This is a genomic window from Dongia rigui (assembly GCF_034044635.1).
Lineage (GTDB): Bacteria > Pseudomonadota > Alphaproteobacteria > Dongiales > Dongiaceae > Dongia > Dongia rigui.
This window is the reverse complement of record NZ_JAXCLX010000003.1, coordinates 238,522-258,096: the sequence shown is the minus strand read 5'-3', so window position 1 is coordinate 258,096 and position 19,575 is coordinate 238,522. Positions and strand designations below refer to the sequence as shown.

General features: G+C 63.5%; 19 protein-coding genes and 1 tRNA gene. 15 read left to right on the top strand and 5 right to left on the bottom strand.

The annotated features are described in order from the left end of the window. Positions 1-6: 6 nt before the first annotated feature. The gene (locus SMD31_RS16900) at positions 7-687 is read right to left on the bottom strand and encodes an orotate phosphoribosyltransferase (protein ID WP_320502096.1); all 681 of its coding nucleotides are present in this window, start codon (positions 685-687) and stop codon (positions 7-9) included. 76 nt (positions 688-763) lie between these two features. Continuing rightward, positions 764-2,065: a redoxin domain-containing protein gene (locus SMD31_RS16895; RefSeq protein WP_320502095.1), complete on the bottom strand. Its 1,302-nt coding sequence runs from the start codon at positions 2,063-2,065 to the stop codon at positions 764-766. A gap of 210 nt (positions 2,066-2,275) precedes the next feature. Here SMD31_RS16895 and SMD31_RS16890 point away from each other — a divergent pair, with 210 nt between their 5' ends. Together SMD31_RS16890 and SMD31_RS16885 are read left to right on the top strand one after the other, a co-directional pair. Next, positions 2,276-3,061, top strand: coding sequence for an enoyl-CoA hydratase/isomerase family protein (locus SMD31_RS16890; protein ID WP_320502094.1), 786 nt, complete (start codon positions 2,276-2,278; stop codon positions 3,059-3,061). Between the two features lie 133 nt (positions 3,062-3,194). After that, positions 3,195-3,623, top strand: a complete 429-nt coding sequence (locus SMD31_RS16885; RefSeq protein WP_320502093.1) for a DUF962 domain-containing protein — start codon at positions 3,195-3,197, stop codon at positions 3,621-3,623. Positions 3,624-3,632: 9 nt separating this feature from the next. Here the strand turns inward: SMD31_RS16885 and SMD31_RS16880 are convergent, their stop codons facing one another. Next, positions 3,633-4,025: a PaaI family thioesterase gene (locus SMD31_RS16880; RefSeq protein WP_320502092.1), complete on the bottom strand. Its 393-nt coding sequence runs from the start codon at positions 4,023-4,025 to the stop codon at positions 3,633-3,635. A gap of 228 nt (positions 4,026-4,253) precedes the next feature. Here SMD31_RS16880 and SMD31_RS16875 point away from each other — a divergent pair, with 228 nt between their 5' ends. The 3 genes from SMD31_RS16875 (at position 4,254) to SMD31_RS16865 (ending at position 5,836) form a co-directional block, all read left to right on the top strand. After that, a complete protein-coding gene (locus SMD31_RS16875; protein ID WP_320502091.1) occupies positions 4,254-4,883 on the top strand; it encodes a glutathione S-transferase N-terminal domain-containing protein in 630 nt (209 codons plus the stop codon). 12 nt (positions 4,884-4,895) lie between these two features. After that, positions 4,896-5,600, top strand: coding sequence for a glutathione S-transferase N-terminal domain-containing protein (locus SMD31_RS16870; RefSeq protein WP_320502090.1), 705 nt, complete (start codon positions 4,896-4,898; stop codon positions 5,598-5,600). A 143-nt stretch (positions 5,601-5,743) separates the two neighbouring features. Beyond that, positions 5,744-5,836 (top strand) — tRNA-Ser (locus SMD31_RS16865). Positions 5,837-5,901: 65 nt separating this feature from the next. On the opposite strand, the gene SMD31_RS16860 is transcribed toward SMD31_RS16865, so the two are convergent. Continuing rightward, the gene (locus SMD31_RS16860) at positions 5,902-6,834 is read right to left on the bottom strand and encodes a GntR family transcriptional regulator (RefSeq protein WP_320502089.1); all 933 of its coding nucleotides are present in this window, start codon (positions 6,832-6,834) and stop codon (positions 5,902-5,904) included. Between the two features lie 110 nt (positions 6,835-6,944). On the opposite strand from SMD31_RS16860, the gene SMD31_RS16855 reads away from it, so the two are divergent. From SMD31_RS16855 to SMD31_RS16815, 9 genes are all read left to right on the top strand, one after another. Next, the gene (locus SMD31_RS16855; protein WP_320502088.1) at positions 6,945-7,994 is read left to right on the top strand and encodes an ABC transporter permease; all 1,050 of its coding nucleotides are present in this window, start codon (positions 6,945-6,947) and stop codon (positions 7,992-7,994) included. Next, positions 7,991-8,755, top strand: coding sequence for an ATP-binding cassette domain-containing protein (locus SMD31_RS16850; protein WP_320502087.1), 765 nt, complete (start codon positions 7,991-7,993; stop codon positions 8,753-8,755). Before SMD31_RS16855 ends, SMD31_RS16850 begins: the two co-directional genes overlap by 4 nt. Positions 8,756-8,847: 92 nt before the next feature. Further along, the gene (locus SMD31_RS16845) at positions 8,848-9,762 is read left to right on the top strand and encodes a sugar ABC transporter substrate-binding protein (RefSeq protein ID WP_320502086.1); all 915 of its coding nucleotides are present in this window, start codon (positions 8,848-8,850) and stop codon (positions 9,760-9,762) included. 78 nt (positions 9,763-9,840) lie between these two features. Beyond that, positions 9,841-10,863, top strand: a complete 1,023-nt coding sequence (locus SMD31_RS16840; RefSeq protein WP_320502085.1) for a zinc-binding alcohol dehydrogenase family protein — start codon at positions 9,841-9,843, stop codon at positions 10,861-10,863. Continuing rightward, positions 10,853-12,325, top strand: coding sequence for a mannitol dehydrogenase family protein (locus SMD31_RS16835; RefSeq protein ID WP_320502084.1), 1,473 nt, complete (start codon positions 10,853-10,855; stop codon positions 12,323-12,325). The genes SMD31_RS16840 and SMD31_RS16835 overlap by 11 nt, the downstream gene beginning before the upstream one ends. A gap of 381 nt (positions 12,326-12,706) precedes the next feature. Continuing rightward, a complete protein-coding gene (locus SMD31_RS16830) occupies positions 12,707-13,138 on the top strand; it encodes a GFA family protein (protein WP_320502083.1) in 432 nt (143 codons plus the stop codon). Between the two features lie 27 nt (positions 13,139-13,165). Then, on the top strand, positions 13,166-14,662 hold the full coding sequence (gene cysK, locus SMD31_RS16825) for a cysteine synthase A (protein ID WP_320502082.1): 1,497 nt from the start codon (positions 13,166-13,168) through the stop codon (positions 14,660-14,662). Positions 14,663-14,771: 109 nt separating this feature from the next. Further along, positions 14,772-16,082: an NAD(P)/FAD-dependent oxidoreductase gene (locus SMD31_RS16820; RefSeq protein ID WP_320502081.1), complete on the top strand. Its 1,311-nt coding sequence runs from the start codon at positions 14,772-14,774 to the stop codon at positions 16,080-16,082. A 42-nt stretch (positions 16,083-16,124) separates the two neighbouring features. Beyond that, complete coding sequence (locus SMD31_RS16815; RefSeq protein WP_320502080.1) at positions 16,125-16,964, top strand: SDR family oxidoreductase; 840 nt, start codon at positions 16,125-16,127, stop codon at positions 16,962-16,964. Between the two features lie 15 nt (positions 16,965-16,979). Here SMD31_RS16815 and SMD31_RS16810 read toward each other — a convergent pair whose 3' ends face one another. Further along, positions 16,980-17,975, bottom strand: a complete 996-nt coding sequence (locus SMD31_RS16810; protein WP_320502079.1) for an Lnb N-terminal periplasmic domain-containing protein — start codon at positions 17,973-17,975, stop codon at positions 16,980-16,982. A 471-nt stretch (positions 17,976-18,446) separates the two neighbouring features. On the opposite strand from SMD31_RS16810, the gene SMD31_RS16805 reads away from it, so the two are divergent. Then, a complete protein-coding gene (locus tag SMD31_RS16805) occupies positions 18,447-19,571 on the top strand; it encodes an efflux RND transporter periplasmic adaptor subunit (protein WP_320502078.1) in 1,125 nt (374 codons plus the stop codon). The last annotated feature ends 4 nt before the right edge of the window (positions 19,572-19,575 follow it).

The window sequence follows — 19,575 nt, the reverse complement described above, 5'->3', positions numbered from 1 at the left end:
AGCAACCTATTCTTCTTTCAGGGATCCGCCGCGGGCCGTCGACCAGCCTTCGGGATCGTCGAGGAAGGCGCGGATCTTGGCCGTCTCGCTGGCATCGAGCCGCCCGGTGTCGCGGGCGGCTTCCAGCACATCCCACCAGGTGGCGAGGCCGTGCAGCTTCACCCCCAGATCACCCAATGTCGTCAGGGATTGCGGGAAGATGCCGTAATGGAAGACCACCAGGGCATGGGCGACCTGACATTCCGCCTGGCGGATGGCGTTGATGAAATTGACCTTCGATCCACCATCGGTCGCCAGATCCTCGACCAGCAGCGCGCGGGCGCCTGGCTTCATATCGCCCTCGATCTGGGCGCCACGGCCGAACCCCTTGGGCTTCTTGCGAATATAGGCCATCGGCAGGCCCAGCTTGTCGGCCAGCCAAGCGGCGTAGGGGATGCCGGCGGTTTCGCCGCCAGCGACGGCGTCGAGGCTTTCAAAGCCGATCTCGCGCCCGACCAGATCGGCGGCAAGCTCGGTGACCTTCGCGCGCGCCCGCGGGAAGGCGATGATCTTGCGGCAGTCGATGTAAACCGGGCTCTTGCGGCCCGAGGTCAGCGTAAAGGGCTCGTCCGGCCGGAAATGGACGGCGGCGATCTCCAGGAGAATCCGCGCCACGATCGGGCCGGAAATGTTCGTCGTTTGCGCCATGGTCCTTAAGCCCCCAGCAATGGATCGGTTGCCGCCGTTTTAGAGAGCGGGCGGCGCTGCCGCAACTGCCAAGGTTCTAGCGCGGACGATTGCCCGAGCGGGGGCGATTCGGATTGCCGCCGGGGCCGCCCTTGGGTCCCCGTCGGCTGTCCTTTCTGCCTTTGCCGCCATTCCCATTCCTCAGCGGCTTGTCCTGGGGGGCAAGGGCCGGGCGCGGGCCCTGCATCTGGTAGATCTGGACCCCTTCGCCGAGATGGCTGTTATTGGCCTGCCGGATCGCCGCCGCCGCCTCGTCATAAAGGAAGGGCAGGTAGGCAAAGCGCTGGCCGCGGATGATGGGCAGCGCCTCATGGAGGAGCGAGCAGGAAAAGACCACGGCGCCGCCGGTCGGTGCCCGGTAAGTGGCGCGGCCGAATTCCGGGAACATCAGATCGCCACCGACATAATCCTCGGCGTTGAGATTGACGGTCACGGCGAAGCGACGATGGGCGGTGCCCTTGGTGGTGTTGTCCCGGTGCGCCCGGAAATAGCCGCCGCTCTGGTCGTAGCAGGCGACGATGTGCCGCTCCATCCGCGTCACGTCGAAGGCGAAGGCGCGCTTGATCTCGGGCAGCAGGCGGCGGCGGAAGCGCTCCTGCACCGTCTCGATCAAGGCGCGGTCGGTTATGGTCCAGTCGCTGCGCCGCTTGTGGCGGTGGTCGTGCTGCTGCACGGTCTTGCCGTCGCGCTCGACCATGAAGCCGGATTCCGCCGGGTTGCCGCCCCGATATCCCTCGATCAGGCGCTGGCATAAATCGCGCTCCAGGACATGGGGCACGACCAGGACCGGTGCCTGCATCTGGCTGGGGCGCGGGCTGCCCAGCTTGGGCAGGCGCTTTAGGACCTGCACCACGGAATCGGCCTGCAGGCGCCCGTCATTGGTGGCGAAGATGCCGACCACGTGCAGATTGGGATCGAGCAGATAGGTCACCGGCTGCAGAGCCGTGATCGGCGTATCCGCGCCCGCAAAATAATAGCGCTGTGCGACCTTGCGCTCGGCATCCCAGAAGATGTCGAAGCCGGGACGGGTTTGCGTGAGATCGGCGCGCGCGCGATCGGCCGGATCGACCGAGACGCCAAAGCAATAGAAATCGGGATCGGCGAATATCTCGGCTGCGGCAAAGAAGCTCTCGATCAAGCTCTTGCCGACCGGATGGGCGGTCGAGCCGAAGAAGGTCAGCACGACATAGCGCCCCGCCGCCGTCGAGAAATCGAAACTGGGATTGACGTTGCTGGCGCATTGAAACCAGGGCGCCGGATCGCCGACGAGAAGGCGCGGATCGACGGTGCGGGCTGGGCCAGGCTGGCTGAGGGTGAGGGTGGGCTTGCTGGTGGTCATGGCGTCGATCTGCATTGTTGCTGCATGCGCCGCAACTCCTCCCGCGGCGTCGGCGCCAACATGCTGGAATCGCCCCTTTTGGGCAAGTCGCGTCACGCGAATGTTAACCATAGCCCCCTTGCTCTGGTTGCAGGGCTGACGGGGCGAAAGCGCTCGACTAGGCTCGGGCTTGCGCAGAATCGATGACGCACGGCCAAGGATGGGGCACGCATGATGACGACGACCGAACTGATCCATGTTTCCTGCGACAATGCGGTCGCCACCTTGACCCTCAACCGGCCGGAAAAGCGCAATGCGCTCAACGCCGATCTGTGGCGTGGGCTGGCTGCGGAACTGCACAGGCTGTCGGCGCGGGCGGATCTGCGCTGCCTCGTCCTGCGGGGCGCGGGTGGGCATTTTGCGGCCGGTGCCGACATGGCGGAGTTTGCCCAATTGCGGGCGACGCCGGCAGGCGCGCGGGCCTATGGCGAGATCATGCTGGCGGCACTTTGGGCCTTGCGCGATTTCCCCGTGCCGACCATCGCCCGGGTCGAGGGCAATTGCATGGGCGGCGGATTGGAGGTTGCCGCGATGTGCGACCTCAGGGTCGCGGCCGAGGATGCCAAGTTCGGCATCCCGATCCAGAAGGTCGGCATCACCATGCCCTATCCCGAGCTTGCGGCGCTGGTCGATCTGCTGGGCCGGCCGACGATGTTGGAACTTTTGCTGACCGGTGAGGTTTTTGACAGCGCCTGGGCACAGCAGAAAGGTCTTGTTACGCGCGTGGTCCCCGTATCCGAGTTGGAAGATGCCGTGGCTGCCCTCGCCGCCCGCATCGCGGCTGGTGCCCCCATCAGCCACCGCAATCACAAAAAATTCACCCGGCGCTGTCTCGAGCCGCAGCCACTGACGGACGCCGAGATCGCGCAAGGCTACGCCGCTGTCGACAGCGCCGACTACCGGGAGGGGATCGCTGCTTTCCTGGGCAAAAGGCCGCCACAATTTGTCGGCAACTGATTGGATCGACCGTCTGAGGCAGGTGAGCGGCAGATACTTATCGGAATGTTAGACAGCCGTCAGAAAAGAGCGTTAAGATCATTGTGGGATGAGGTGAGGGGCCGGCATGGCCCCCAATGGACGGGAGAGGCTCATGGCAGCGAAATGGGCGGCACGAAACGGTCGACCCCGCGGCGTCACAACCGATAAGACTTTCCGCGATGGCGTGCAGATGACGTTCCAGGAATTCTGGCGTCTCTATCTCGATGTCCACCGGCACCCGCTCACGCGTGGCATGCATTATTCGGCGACGACGGTCGGCATCATCGCGACGCTGCTGGCGATCTATCATCAGCAGCCGCTGTTCTGTGCCGCCGGTATCGTCTTTGCCGTGGTGATGGCGGTGACGTCGCATTGGTGGGTCGAGCACAACCAGCCCTTGATCAAGGTCAACGCCTTTTATGGGGCGCTCGCCGATCTCAGGATGTGCTGGCTGGCCATCACCGGTGGTATCGGCGCCGAGTATGCGCGCCTGGGTCTCGGCGCTGCGGCACCGCGCCGGCAGAGCCAACCCGCGGAATAAGCCCGGCTCTCACCACTTCTCGAGAAAGCGGTAGACCGCGTCACCGCGCGCCAGCACCTGCCCGGCCGGGTTTTTCACTTCGGCCGTTGCAAAGGCCACGGTCTTGCCGCCGCCGGTGCGATGGCCATCGACGATCACCGTTTCGCCGACCTTGCCCTGACCCATGAACTGCACGTTCATAGAGACGGTGACGGCCCGCAAGACCCGCTCCGGCCCCGCCGCGAAGGCCACGGCAAAGCCGGTGGCACTGTCCAGCAAGGTTGCCATGACACCGCCATGCGGCACTTCCATGCGGTTGAGGTGGCGGGGCTCGAGATGCAATTGCAGGCGGGCGAAATCCTTGGCCTTGTCGATCAATTCATAGCCGATCAATTCGGCATAGCCGCTATAGGGTCTTTCCATCACCGATCCGTCACAAAACGTTGCTAGAAGCCGCCCGCGAGTTGGGTAGGCGGATAGATTTCACGCCACACTGCCCGTTTGTGCCGCAAGGGTAAAGTGCTGGGGGCAAAGCGCCCCTTGCGCCGCGCGGCTTTTCCCGCGACAGTGCGGGCAAGCGGCGGTTTTCCGCGGTTTTTCATGGGGTGCCCCGGTCGGATGGGACCGTGGCGACAAGACGGGTTGGAACGGATGATTGATCTCTATTCCTGGGCGACGCCCAACGGGCACAAGGCCCATATCATGCTGGAGGAGACGGGTCTCCCCTACCGCCTGCACAAGGTGGATATCGGCAAGGGCGAGCAGTTCCGGCCCGAGTTCCTGGCCATCAACCCCAACAACAAGATTCCGGCGATCGTCGACCAGGACGGCCCCGGCGGCAAGCCGATCACGCTGTTTGAATCCGGCGCCATCCTCATCTATCTGGCCGAGAAGACCGGCAAGTTCCTGCCGGCCGACAAGCGCCGCCGCTATGACGTGCTGCAATGGCTGATGTTCCAGATGGGCTCGATCGGACCGATGTATGGCCAGGCCTGGCATTTCCGATCCGTGGCACCAGAGCGCATTCCCTACGCGGTCGATCGCTACACCAATGAAGTGACGCGCCTCCTGCGCGTGATGGAACAGCGTTTCAAGGAAAGCCCCTATCTCGGCGACAAGGAATTCTCGATCGCCGATATCGCCGCCTGGCCCTGGGTGAAAGGCAGCGAGAAATACGGGCAGGACATGCGCGACTTCCCGAACGTGACGCGCTGGATCGCCACCATCGCCGAACGTCCGGCGGTACAGCGCGGCTTGAACGCCCTGCTGAAAGCGGCGTGAGGGAGAGGACGCATGACCACAGCAATCGACCTCTATACCTGGCCCACGCCCAATGGGCACAAGATCCATATCGCGCTGGAGGAAATGGGCCTTCCCTACAACATCCACGCGGTTGACATCGGTGCCGGCGACCAGTTCCAGCCGGCCTTTCTGAAGATCAGCCCCAACAACAAGATTCCGGCCATGGTCGATCCCGATGGTCCCGATGGCCAGCCGATCGCCCTCATGGAATCCGGGGCGATGCTGATCTATCTCGCCGAGAAGACGGGCCAGCTTCTCTCCAGCGATCCCTATCAGCGTGCGATCACGCTGCAATGGCTGATGTTCCAGATGGGTGGCGTCGGGCCGATGCTGGGTCAGACCCACCACTTCCGCGCCTATGCGCCGGAGCAGTACCCTTACGCCATCAAGCGCTACACCGACGAGACCACGCGGCTCTACCAGGTGCTCGACAAGCGCCTGGGCGAGGTCGCCTATCTTGCCGGCGATTACAGCATCGCCGATATCGCGACCTGGCCGTGGCTGCGCTATTGGGACCGGCAGGGGCAGGACATGAACGCCCATCCCAACCTTAAGCGCTGGTTCGAGGCCATCGGCGAGCGCCCGGCGGTCGAGAAGGGATTGCAGGTCCTTGTCGAACGGAGCCGGAAGCAGCCTTTCACCCCCCAGGAACGGGACATCCTGTTCGGCGCCAAGCAGCTCGATCGGCGCTCGTAGCCCTCATTTAAGATATTGATCAGGAATATCTTTCCGGCAATTTGGGTGGGCGGGCGACGATAGTTTGACATTCCCTTGGCGCCCCTTTAGTAAAGGCCCCGCATACGTCGTGAGACCGCGCCACTCGTTAGTTTGCCGAGCGCGGAGGGGTGGCCGAGTGGCTGAAGGCGACGGTTTGCTAAACCGTTATAGGGTGTTAAGCCCTATCGTGGGTTCGAATCCCATCCCCTCCGCCATTTTCCTTTGTTCAGTCGGCTGGTGTGCCGGAATGTGACGGCGCTGATGAGAGCGCCTGTCGCAATTAGGTTCCGGCGACGGCCCAGTCTGCGGCTCCATCCCCTTCTTCCGCGTCGGATAGCTTGCGGGTGGACGAGCGCATCAAGGTCTCTTTGGCCGATGCCAGATGGGCGCGGCAGGCGAGTTCGACGATGGCTGGGTTGCGGCTGAGCAGCGCGTCGATATAGGTGAGGTGTTCCTTGATCGCCACCTCGTTGCGCTGTCTTTCATCCTGTTTGTTCCATTGGTAGTGATAATGGAAGATCAGGGTGATGATGTCGAAGAAGTCGTCGATGAAGCGGTTCGGTGCGGCCGCATTGACCAGCCGGTGGAAGCGGCTGTCGAGATCCGAAAAATCGTGATAGCGCCCGTCGATCTCCGTCAGCAGCTGGACATGCTGTTGGCGCAGCGTTTCAAGCCGTTGCCAGAGCGGTGAGGCGGGCGGCAAGGCCGCGAAGGCAAGCGCTGAACGCAGCTCGAAAATCTCGCGGATCTCGAACAGCTCGAGTGCAAAATTCGCCGTGAAGCCCTTGAACACCCAGCCCGCATTGGGCCGCTTTTCAATCAGGCCGAAACGCTGGAACCGGTTGAGGAACTCGCGGATGCCGGTGGTCGCCAAGCCGAAGCGGCGGGCCAGTTCAAGTTCGTTGATGCTGGTGCCCGGGCGCGTGTTGTCGCGCAGCATCCATTCCATGAAATGCGTCTCGACCTGTTCCGACGTCGTCACGGTCTCGGCCTCGGCAAAGCGCGGGATGGCCGCCAGCGATTGCCGGCGATCACCATCCGGCGCGAATCCCATTTCCTTCATCGCGGCGAGGATCTTGCGGACGGTCGTGCGGCTCACCCGGAGCTGACCGCTCAGCTGATTTTCCGACGGGAAGGCCGCGGTCGGCGGCAGAGTCGCAAGCAGGGAGAGGGCATCGTTGAAGGCCCGTTTGAAGACCGCATCACTTTTCATTTCTGACGCCTTTCTTTGCGTGCGTTGTATTTTAGTACATAAAAAACAATTTGACCAACGTTTGTCGGATAGTTTTTATCAATAAAAAACAGGCCTGGGAGCGCAGCGTGGTGGATGCCGTGGAAAATCGGCCGGTCAAGGCGGGGATGGGTGTGGATGTCGGCGGGCATCAGGGCCTGTCCTGGATTTCATGGGGCCTGCGCCTGCTGGGGATTGGCCCCTTGCTGATCCTGCTGGCGCTGGTCGGCGTCATTGCCACGCTGACGCCCGATTTCCTCAAGCCCGGCAACATCGCCAACATCGTTTCGCAGACCGCGGTCATTGCCATTGTTGCCATCGGCCAGCATCTGGTGATCCTCACACGCGGCATCGACCTGTCGGTCGGGGCCAATTTGGCACTGGCAACCGTGATGGGCGGCCTGCTTTATCGTGAGGTCGATTCCGCTTTCCTGGTCATGCTGGCGATGGTGGCAACCGGTGGCCTGGTCGGCGCCATCAATGGCATCGCCTATATCTTCGGGCGCCTGCCGCACCCCTTCATCATAACCCTCGCGATGCTCAGCATCTGCCGCGGCCTGGCGCTGGAACTCGCGGTCGGCCACACCACGATGCGCGGCATGCCGGAAGCGATCGCCAGCGTCGGCGGTGCATCCTCCTTCGGCATTCCCAATGCGTTCTTCATCGTCATTGGTGTGGCGCTGCTGGTCTTCGTCATGGCCAAGGCGATGGTCTGGGGGCGTTGGACCTATGCCGTGGGTGGCCAGCCGGAGGCTGCACGCCGCATGGGCATACCGGTCAAGGGCGTGCTGATCTCAACCTATGTCATCTCGGGCCTCTGCGCCGGGATCGGCGCGGTGGTCCTTGCCGGCCGAACCGAAGCCGCCTCGCCGCTCTATGGCAACCTGCTTGAACTCGACACGATCGCCGCGGTGATCATCGGCGGTGCCAGTTTCCTCGGCGGGCGCGGGCATCTCGGCCACGCGCTGGTGGGGGCCGTGATGATCGGCGTCATCCGCAACGCGCTCAATCTGCTGGGTGTCGATGTCTTCTTCCAGATGATCGCCATCGGCCTCATCATTGTCATCGCGGTCGAGGCAGACGTGCTGCGCAACCACCTGGAAGCGCGCGCAAGGGTCGTGCAAGCGGCGAGGGCATCATGAGTGCCACCGCACAGAGCCCGGTGCTCGCCATCAAGGGCGCCGAGAAACGGTTTGGCGCGGTGCATGCCTTGAAAGGGGTTAGCCTCGAAGCCTATCGCGGCGAAGTGCTGGCATTGCTCGGCGACAATGGCGCTGGCAAGTCGACCTTGGTGAAATGCATCAGCGGCGTCCACGCGCTCGACGCCGGAGAGATCCTGCTCGATGGCGAGCAGGTCGCACTTTCCTCGCCGGCAGCGGCGAGGCGCGCCGGCATCGAGACCGTCTATCAGGACCTGGCACTGTTCGACAACCTGACGCCGGCGCAGAATTTCTATTGCGGCCGGGAAATCGCCTTTCCGTCCTGGCTGCCCGCGGGCTTGCGATTCCTCAGTAGTCGTCAGATGGACCGCGAGGCGGCCGCCGTGCTCGACCGCCTCAAGGTCAAGCTGCCGAAACTCGATGCGCCGGTCGCACTCATGTCCGGTGGCCAGCGACAGGCCGTTGCCGTCGCCCGGGCCTCGGTGTTCGCCCGCAAGCTGGTGATCCTCGATGAGCCGACGGCAGCGCTGGGTTTGCGTGAATCGCGCAAAGTGCTCGATCTCGTGGCGCAGCTCCGCGCCGAGGGCAATGCCGTCATCCTGATCACGCACAACATGGAACATGTCATCGAACTGGCCGACCGGGCTGTCGTGCTGCGCCAAGGTCACAAGGTGGGCGAGCTGAAGCCGGCCCGTGAGAACCAGCAGCAACTGGTTGCCCTGATTGTCGGGGCCGAGGGCTAGGCGCTGGGGCGATGGAAATTCGTCATCCGCAAGAGGTGACGAAGCGATGGGCGGATTCACCCCGAACCCGTCCGTATGGGAGGAGGAAGATCATGAGACTAAGATTGCTGTTGGGGGCGCTGGCACTTGCGATCGCAAGCGCCGGTCCGGCCCTGGCCGATGACCCGGTCAAGCTCGGCTTCATCACCAAGTTCCCGGTGCCATTCTTTGCCACGATGGAAGATGCCGCCAAGGCCTATGCCAAGGCCCATCCGGGGGTCGAGATCATCTATGGCCAGGGAACTGCTGCCACGGACATCGAAGGGCAGATCGCGCTCATCGAATCCATGGTGACCAAGGGTGTCCAGGGTATTGCCCTGACGCCGGTTGATCCGACAGTCGCCCCGGCGCTCGACAAGGCCGTCGCCGCCGGCGTGAAAATCGTGCTGATGGACAACAACATACCCGACTGGAACAACCGCACCGCGCTGGCTACCACCAACAACTACAATGCCGGCAAGATCGCGGGCGAATACCTGAAGACCGTGCTGAAGGACGGCGACACGCTGGGCATCCTCGAAGGTGTCCCCGGCGTTCCGTCGCTCGATGATCGCGTCAACGGCATGCTCGATGGCTTGAAGGGTGTCGACGTCAAGATCGTCGGCCGGGGGGCAACCAACTGCACCGAGGAACTCGGGCTCAGCGTCGCTGAAGATCTGCTCACCAAGAATCCGGATATCAAGTCGATCTTCGCGGCTTGTGGCCCGCCCGCCGCGGGGGCCGCACAGGCGATCAAGAAGGCCGGCATTGCCAATGACAAGATCGTTCTTGCTGGCTTCGATTTCTGCTGCGGCGAGGCGGAAGCGCTGCAGGCCGGGATCGAGGATGCAACCGTCGCTCAGTTTCCGGCAAAGATGGCGGAACTCGGCGTCGATGCCCTGGTCCGGTCCATCCGCGGCGAGAAGGTCGAATCCCTGATCGACTCAGGCGCCGCTTTGGTGACCAAGGATAATATGTCCAATTTCTGATAGGCTGGGCGAGGGTCGGCAGCCAGCCGACCCTCGTTCTCTCAAGGTGAAGCGACGTGATCAAGAATGAGTATTTAGATGCCAGAGATGCCGAGCGTTGAAGCGCTGGTCTGTGCCGAGCCGGGCCGGTTGGCGCTTGTCCGGCGGCCGGTGCCGACAGTCATGCCGGGCGAAGCATTGGTCCGTCCCAGGCGGATCGGTGTTTGCGGCACGGATTATCACATCTATCAGGGCAAGCATCCCTATCTGCAGTATCCGCGCATCATGGGGCATGAGATGGCGGTCGAGGTCGTGGAGCCGCCGTCGGGAAGTGCCTTGCGCGTTGGCGACATCTGCGTCGTCAACCCCTATGTCTCCTGCGGCGTCTGTATCGCCTGCCGGGCGGCACGCCCGAACTGCTGCGTCAATATCTCCGTCCTCGGCGTTCACCGCGATGGCGGCATGACGGGATTGGTGTCGATCCCGGAGCGGAACCTGATCCCGGCCGGCGGGCTGTCTTTGGATGCCTGCGCATCGACCGAGTTCCTGGCCATCGGGGCCCATGCGGTGCGGCGGGGGGCGATCGCCGCCGGCGACAATGTCCTGGTGATTGGCGCTGGCCCCATCGGGCTCGGCGCGGTTCTCTTTGCCGGACTGGCTGGTGCCAATGCATTCGTTCACGACCGCGACACGGCGCGCGCGGCGGCGGCGGCGGCAATGTCTGGTGCCACCGCCATCGCCGACCCGAAGCTTGAAATGGCGGGGCATACGGGGGGCTATGGCTTCGATGTGGTGATGGACGCAACCGGCAACCGCGCCTCGATGGAGGCCGGCTTCGATTTCGTCGCCCATGGCGGCCGGTATGTCCTCATCAGCCTGGTCAACGAGACGATATCGTTCGCCGATCCCGACTTTCATCGCAAGGAGATGACTCTGTTCGCCAGCCGCAATGCCACCAATGACGACTTCCGCCGGGTGATGCAAGCGATCGGCACGGGCGTTATCAAGGTCGACCAATTGGTGACGCATCGCACCAGCCTGGCCGGCGCGGCCCAGTCGATCCCCCTCTGGGCCATGCAGAAATCGGGTCTCATCAAGGCGCTGGTTGAAATTGACGGCTGAAGGAAACGTGCGGCGGCTGTCGGCCTCCGGCGCCGGCATTGGGCTGCCCTATGACCGAAGGGCGGTGACGCCCGGCATCGTTCATCTGGGTGTGGGCGCATTCCAACGCGCCCATCTTGCCGTCTATACCGACGACACACTGAAAATGGATCCGTCCTGGGGCATCGTCGGCGCATCGCTGCGGCGACCGGACACGCGTGCGGCGCTGCAACCACAAGACTTTCTCTACACCGTGGCGATCCGTGATGGCGATGCATCGCAGATGCGCATCGTTGGTGCGCTGCTTGATGTCTTGGACGCGACGACGCAGCGGGACGCGCTGCTGGCGGCGATGGTCGATCCGCGGATCCGGATCATCACCCTGACCGTGACGGAGAAGGGCTATTGCCACGATCCGGCGACCGGTTGGCTCGATCCGGATCACCCGGACATTCGGCACGACCTCGCCAACCCCGCGGCGCCGATCAGCGTTCCCGGCCTGCTGGTGCGGGCGCTGGAACTGCGCCGCGCGCGTGGGGCTGCGCCGATTGCGATCCTTTGTTGCGACAACCTGCCGGCCAATGGCGAAACCACGGCGCGGGTCGTGACCGGCTTTGCCGCCCTGCGCGACAGTGATCTTGCCCGCTATATCGCCGTTGCGATCGCCTTTCCGTCGACCATGGTGGACCGGATCGTCCCGGCCACCACCGATTTGGATCGTCTGGAGGTATCGCGGCAGACGGGCTTTGACGACGCCTGGCCGGTCGTGACCGAGCCCTTCAGCCAGTGGGTGATCGAGGATCGATTTCCGGCCGGGCGACCGGCGTGGGAAAGCGCCGGCGCGCAGATGGTTGCGGATGTGCGGCCGTTCGAACTGATGAAGCTGCGGATGCTCAACGGCAGCCATTCGATCCTGGCCTATCTCGGCTATCTCAGTGGCCATGCCCATGTTGCCGAGGCAGTTGCCAATCCGCAGTTGCGTCAACTGATCCACGGCTTCATGACCGAGGAGGTGATGCCGACGCTGCCGCCGTGCCTCGGTGATCTGGCGGCCTATCGCGATTTGCTGCTGCAGCGCTTTGGCAACAGCGCATTGAAGCATCGCACCTGGCAAATCGCCATGGATGGGAGCCAGAAGCTGCCGCAACGCCTGCTGAGCACGATCCGCGCGCGGCTGGCGGCCGGGCTATCCGCCCAACGCGCCATTCTGGGCGTCGCTGCCTGGCTGCGCTATGCGACCGGCCTGGACGAAAACGGCAACGTCATCGATGTGCGCGATCCCCTGGCGGCGCGCCTCAAAACGGCGCTGTCTGCAAGTGCGGCGTCAGATGCCCTCGACCGCGTTCTGGCCATGCACGACGTGTTCGGAACCGACCTGCCGAACCACGCTGGCTTTCGCGCCGAAATCGAACGCCAGTACATCTCATTGCTGCAAGAGGGCGCGCTGGCGACGGTAAGACGGCTGCTGGAGCGTTGCGCCTAAACCAGAAGCGGCCCCAGCGCCTTTGACGCCGCGATTCTGCCGACCGCGTCGCCGCGGATCAGGGATCGGCTGATGGGCCTTTGAATGCCCGCGGACGTATCCGCCAAATTGACCATAAATCAGTATGTTACGCCGCGCTCTCCGTCGCTCGATCGGCGGCCGCCCTGTGTCCCTATGCGCGCCATCCCTGCCGCCATGTGCCGAAAAATAGGGAGGACTCCCGATTTGCCCTGGGCGCCGCGCACATAGTTTCCGTGCCGGGTCACAAAGGGTCGGCCTGTTCCATCGCCGGAGGCCAAGCTTGATCCGCGGGCCATGCGGCGAGGACCAGGATGCCCCCTGCAATCAACCAGCAAGAGAGAGAGAGAGAGAGACGACATCATGTCCCATGACACACATTCGGGTAAATGCTTCTGCGGTTCGGTGGAGATCGAGGTGACGGGCCAGCCCGCCGCGATGGGCTTTTGCCATTGCACCTCGTGCCGCGAATGGTCGGCTTCGCCGGTCAATGCCTTCACGTTGTGGCAGCCGGCTTCCGTCAAGGTCACCAAGGGTGACAAGAACCTCGCCAGCTATAACAAGACGCCCGGCAGCACGCGGAAATTCTGCACCAAATGCGGCGGCCATGTGCTGACCGACCACCCGGGCCTCGGTCTCGTCGATGTGTTCGCGGCCATGCTGCCGGACCTCGATTTCAAGCCCGGCGTCCATGTGAATTACGGCGAGACCGTGCTGCGCATCAAGGACGGCCTGCCGAAGCTGAAGGATTTCCCCAAGGAATTCGGTGGTTCCGGCGACGTCGTCGCCGAATAAAACACGGTGCAGCGGGAGAGCGGAAAAATGGATCGGAAATACACCGATATCACCAAGACCATCGGCCGGACACCGGTCGTGAAGCTCTCCCGCCTGGCGCCGGCAGGCGTCGACATTTTTGCCAAGATCGAAGCCTTCAACCCCATGGGCTCGGTCAAGGACCGGTTCGCCTTGGCGGCAGTAGAAGATGCCGAGCGGCGCGGCCTGCTGAAGCCTGGCCAGACGGTGGTCGAGGCGACCAGCGGCAATACCGGCATCAGCCTGGCGATGGTCTGCGCCCAGCGCGGCTATCCCTTTGTCGCCGTGATGGCGGAGAACTTCAGCATTGAGCGGCGCAAGCTGATGCGCTTCCTGGGGGCCAAGGTTGTGCTGACGCCGGCTGCCGAACGCGGCAGTGGCATGCTCGCCAAGGCCCAGGAACTGGCAAAGACCCATGGCTGGTTCCTCACCCGACAATTCGACAACGAAGCCAATGCCGAAATGCATGCGCGGACCACCGCCCAGGAGATCCTGGCGGATTTCGATGGCGAGCGTCTCGATTTCTGGATCACAGGGTATGGCACCGGCGGCACGCTGAAAGGTGTGGCGCGCATCCTGCGCCAGGCGCGGCCGGAGACGAAAATCGTGGTCGCCGAGCCGGACAATTCGCCGTTGCTCGGCAGCGGCATCCGCTCGAAGCGGCACAGCGACGGCGCCGAAGCCGGGGCGCATCCCGCCTTCCGGCCGCATCTCATGCAAGGCTGGACGCCGGATTTCATCAGCCGCCTGGTTGAGGACTCAGTCGATCTGGGCTTGATTGACGAGATCGTGGGGGTTGCCGGCAATGATGCCCTGGCGGCGGCGCGGGACTTGGCCGGCAAGGAGGGTATCCTCGCCGGTATCACTGCCGGCGCGACACTGGCCGCAGCCAGAGCGCTGGCCGAGCGCGCGCCAAAGGGCAGCCGCATTCTGTGCATGCTGCCCGATACCGGCGAGCGCTATCTCAGCACGCCGCTCTTTGCCGATGTGCCGGTCGAGATGACGGCGGAAGAATTGTCGATCTCACGCTCAACGCCCTTGGCGCGATTTGATGGCACCCATTCATCGCCGAAAGTGCCCACGGCATCGCCAGAGGTTCTGCCAGTTTCGCCGGAAGCTGCGGCCTTCGTGGCCGAGGTGACCAGCGACCCGGAGAATGCCGTCGTCATGTTTGCCCTTGAATGGTGCGAGTTCTGCTGGTCCGTGAGGAAGATGTTCGCCCATCATCAGATTCCCTTTCGTTCCGTCGATCTCGATTCGGTCGCGTATCAGAAGGACGATTGGGGCGGCAAAATTCGCGTAGCGCTGTCAGCCACAACCCATCAACGAACGATCCCGCAGATCTTCATCGCCGGCCGGCATATCGGTGGTTGCACCGACCTGTTCGACGCCTGGAAGGCAGGAACGGTGCAGCGAGAACTGGCGGATGCCGGCATCACATGCGGTGGCGACGGTGCTTCGGACCCCTATAGCTTCCTGCCGGGCTGGCTGCACAAACGCGGGTAAAAGCAACACCACCGTCGCGATCCCCCTTTCGCCCCCATCTGGCGGCTATTAAGAATAGCAGCGGTTACACGGGGCCGGCTGTCGCCCCTGTTTCGCCGGGGGAGCCAAGATGAACATGCCAGCACGTGCCCTGCCGCGCAGTCTTTGGGCGGCGACGGCTTGCCCAGCGCCGGCCTATTCGCAGGCCAAGCCGCAGCTGACGGCCGATGTGGCTGTGGTCGGTGGTGGCTATACCGGCCTCAGCACCGCCCTGCATCTCGCGCGCAAAGGTCGGAAAGCGGTGGTGCTGGAGGCGGCGGAACCCGGCTGGGGCGCCTCGGGCCGCAATGGTGGCCAGGTGATTGCCGGCATGAAGGCGACCATCGGCGACCTCGCTCCCTTGTTCGGCGAGGACAGCGCGCGCCGCATGGTCGTCAACATGGGCAGCTCGGCGGAGCTCGTCTTCTCGCTGATCGATCGATATGGCATGAACTGCCATGCCATACGCGGTGGCTGGCTGCAGGCGGCGCATGGCGAAAAGCCTTACAAGGAAACGATCGTGCCGCGCTTCGAGCAGTGGCGCGCTCTGGGTGTCGACGCGCAGCTCCTCGACGCACATCAGACGGCGGCGGCGCTGGGCGTCGATTCAGCGCCCTATCATGCCGCTTGGCGCGACCCGCGCGGCGGCGTATTGCAGCCATTGAGTTACGCGCGGGAACTAGCGCGCGCCGCCCTGCAGGAGGGTGCCGACATCCTGCCGCGCACGCCGGTAACCGCCCTGCGGCGCGACGGAAATGCCTGGCAGGTGACGGCCCACGGCACCGAGATTCGGGCCGGTCAGGTGGTCATCGCGACCAACGCCTATACCGACGGTCTCTGGCCCGGCCTGGCCCGCGCTGCGATTCCGGTGACCAGCTTCCAGATGGCGACTTACCCGCTGGACGCGCGGTTCGACCCTATTCTGCCGGTCGGCATGGGGGTCACGGATTCACGTCGCTTGCTGCTCTATTTCCGGCGCGACCATCAGCGCCGTTTGGTCATGGGTGGCCGCTCGCCGGTCGAAGACAATCCGCGCTTTGCTGATGCGGCTCCCCTGCAGCGTGCGATCCAGGGCCTCTTTCCAGAACTCGGCCTGCCGAAGCCTGAATTCGTCTGGAGCGGGAAGGTCGCCATCACCAAGGACCGCTTGCCGCACATCCATCATCCGGCACCTGGGCTTCATGTGTTCATGGGCTGCAACGGCCGCGGCGTCGGACTCTGCACCATGATGGGCCAGCTGCTGGCAGATCTGGCCGACGGCCGGTCGGCCGGCGATGTGCCGTTTCCCATCACCGTCCCGGATACCTTCGCCCTGCATGGCCTGAGGCGCCTTGGCATTTACGCGCTTAGCCAATATTACCGCCTGCTCGATCAGCTCGAAGCCAGTGGCCGCCTGCGCTGATCACGGACTTTTATGAACGGCCGACATTCTGGGGAAGAGACGATGTTCAAGAATGACCTTCTGGCGGGGCACCGCATCTTGATAACCGGTGGTGGCACCGGGATCGGCCGGTCGATCGGACACCACTTTCTCACCCTCGGCGCCGAGATCGTCATCTGCGGCCGGCGTGAGGCGGTTCTTGAGCAGACGGCAACGGAACTTGCCGCCGCGACGGGCGGAAAGGTGCAGTACAAGCCATGTGACATTCGCGATGCGGCGCAGGTCGAAGGCTTGTGCGATTGGATCTGGGCCGAGGCACCGCTCACCGGGCTGGTCAACAATGCCGCCGGCAACTTCATCGCGCAAAGCGAAACACTCAGTCCCCGGGCGGTTGATGCCGTCCTTAACATCGTCCTGCACGGTTCGGCCTATATGACGCTGAACTGCGGCAAGCGGTGGCTGGACGCCGGCCAGCGCGGCAACGTGCTCTCCATCATCACGACTTACGCCTGGACCGGTTCCGCCTTCGTGGTCCCCTCCGCCATGGCCAAGGCCGGCGTGCTCGCGATGACAAGATCGCTGGCGGTGGAGTGGGGTGGGCGGGGGATCCGCCTCAACGCGATCGCCCCGGGGCCGTTTCCGACAGCCGGTGCCTGGGAAAGGCTGGTGCCTAAGCCAGAACTGGCTGCGATCTTCGAATCGCAGAATCCGCAGAAGCGGGTTGGACGGCACGATGAACTCGCCAATCTGGCTGCCTTCCTGATGTCGGATGCCGTGGGCTTCATCAATGGTGAGGTCGTGACGATCGATGGCGGCGAATGGCTGCAGGGTGCCGGACAGTTCAATTTCGTGGGCGAGCACATGTCGCCGGCGGATTGGCAGGCGTTGCGCAGCAAGAAATAACCTTGCCGCGGCGGCTTATCGCGCGGCAAAGCCGGCGCGGTTGCGCCGGATGATGGTTGAGAAATCCGCGGCACCATCCGCCGTTCGCGCGACCGCGTTGATCGCGGCCTGCGCCTTCAAGGCGTCAAAGGGCAGATCCCCGGCGATCCGGCCATGCACATAGGCATACTCGTCGGCTTTGCCGTTGAGCAGCAGGCGCCAGTTCCAGTCGGCCGTGCCGGCAGCGCCGATGCCGGCGGTATGAATGCGGATCCCGGTCGTGCAATTGCTGGTGAGGGCATTGTACCAGACCGGCTGCCGGGCCATGGCGTTGACGGTCTGCAGGTAGCTGGTCAATACAGCGCGGGCCGCCTCCGGCGTTGCGGTGGTGTGATAGAGGTAGACCGTCTCGCCCACCCGATAATTCGTGCGCAGGCGAATGAGATCGCGCTCATCCGCCAGCACATAGATCAGTTCATACTGCCGGAAGAAGCCAAGCAGGGCCGAATAGTCTTCCCCCACCTCCTTGCGCGTTTCGACCGAGATCGCCAGATGCCCGCCGGCACCGAAATCAAAGCTGAGGATGGGGTGCGCAATCCAGGGTGATCCCCAATAGGTGATAAAGAGATCGATGCCCTGCAATTGCCGCAGATCATAGCGGCGCGTTTCCCAATGCGGCGTGTAATCCGTTTCCGTCCGGTATTCGGCATTGCGCAAGTTGTGGATGGTGATGATATCGCCCGCGATATCGGCGGTGGCGAGCTGCGCCACATCCGCCTGCCAGACCCGATCATTCGACGGCGACAGGCCAATCCACCAGGCAAGCACAAGCAGCAGCGGCAGAACGGCCGTCGCTGCCTTCACCCAGCCACTGCGGGCCCGCCAGACAATCCCCCCGAGCGTCAATGCAAGGAGGCAACTGGCGCCGATCCGCAACGGCGGGTTCGGCATGTCGACCGCCAAGGCCGCGAACGACCAGCAAGCGCCGGCGACGATGGCGATCCAAAGAAATATCAGGCCAAGAAGCTTCATGGCATCGACATGCCGAGCCCGGTGGCGAGGGTCTTACAGAGCGCCTGTTGCAACACCGTGGGATTTGTCTCCTGTCACAAACGTCATGGAACAGCTTGGCAATGGTCCGCTCATCATAGACCTCGGAAAAGCGCGCGCAGGGAAAGATTGCAGGCGGAAAAAGTACGGGCCCCCTGCAGACCCGGCCCCGGAAATGTCGCGGTGCAACAGCGGCAAGCGGATTGCCGACCTATTCAGACCGCTTGGCCTGAACAATACCCCTGCCGGCACCGACATGCACTGATCCGACGTCACGCACCGGATAGCCGTCACGGCAGATAGAGGTATTGTCGTTTCCGGGGAGTTCCTGCCATGATCGCCGCGGACGCATCAACAACCCGAAGCATGACTGGCCGGATTCTCTTGAGGGTCGAGGCACAGCGCGCCTTCGCGGCTGGGATCGATGACATGGCAGGGAGGCAGTGCATCATCATGTTGAAGCCCGCATTCATAACGGCCTGCCTCCTCGTTGCGACACAGCCACTTCTGGCGGTCGCGGCCCGGGCCGACGACGCGCCGGCAGCCCCCCAGGCGCTGACAGTGGGTACGATTGCCGCCGCCAAGCAGGCCGTCGCCAAGTCGCAAAGCTTCGTCGGTCGTGTCGAGGCGGTAGAAAGGGTCGAGGTGGTGGCGCGCGTATCCGGCTATCTGGACCAGATCCATTTCACCGAAGGTGGCATGGTCAAGGCCGGCGATCCGCTCTACACGCTTGAAAAGAGCCTCTACGAAGCAGCCGTGCAGCAAGCGCAGGCCAGCGTCGAAAGCGCCAAGGCGGGCGTGCTGCTGGCCAAGCAGCAGAAAGGCCGCACGCAGGAGCTGCTGTCGAAGGACGTCGCCAGCAAGATGACGATGGATCAACGCGTCGCCGAACAGCAGCAGGCCCAGGCCGATCAGGCGATGAGCGAAGCGGCGGTCCGCACGGCCCAGATCAACCTCTCTTATACCGAGATCACCTCGCCGATCGCCGGCAAGATCGGCCGCACGGCGGTCACCAGGGGAAATGTCGTCGGTCCCAATAGCGGCGTGCTGACGACCATCGTCAGCCAGGACCCCATGTATGTCACCTTCCCCGTCAGCCAGCGCGATTTCCTGCGGGCGGGCATGGGGAGCACAGGGACCGGCACGAACGGCCTGCTGGTCAAGATCAGCTTTTCCGACGGGACGGTCTATGCCGATACGGGCAAGATCAATTTCGTTGACGTCACGACCGACAAGACGACCGACACGATCACGGTGCGCGCCACCTTCCCCAACCCAGCAGGTACGCTGGTCGATGGCCAGTTCGTCAATGTCGTGCTGGAAAGTGCCAAGCCGGAGGAAGTCGTTGTGGTGCCGCAATCGGCGTTGCTCGCTGATCAACAGGGCACGTATGTATTCGTGGTCGAAGACAACAAGGCCGTCGTCAAGCGAATCAAGCCGGGCGGCGAGCATGGCCCCAACATCGTCGTCAGCGAAGGCTTGACTGGTGGCGAATGGGTGATCGTTGAAGGCCTGCAATTCGTCCGGCCCGACATGCCGGTGCAGGCGGCGCCAATCTCTGCCGCCAATCCGAGCTGACGCC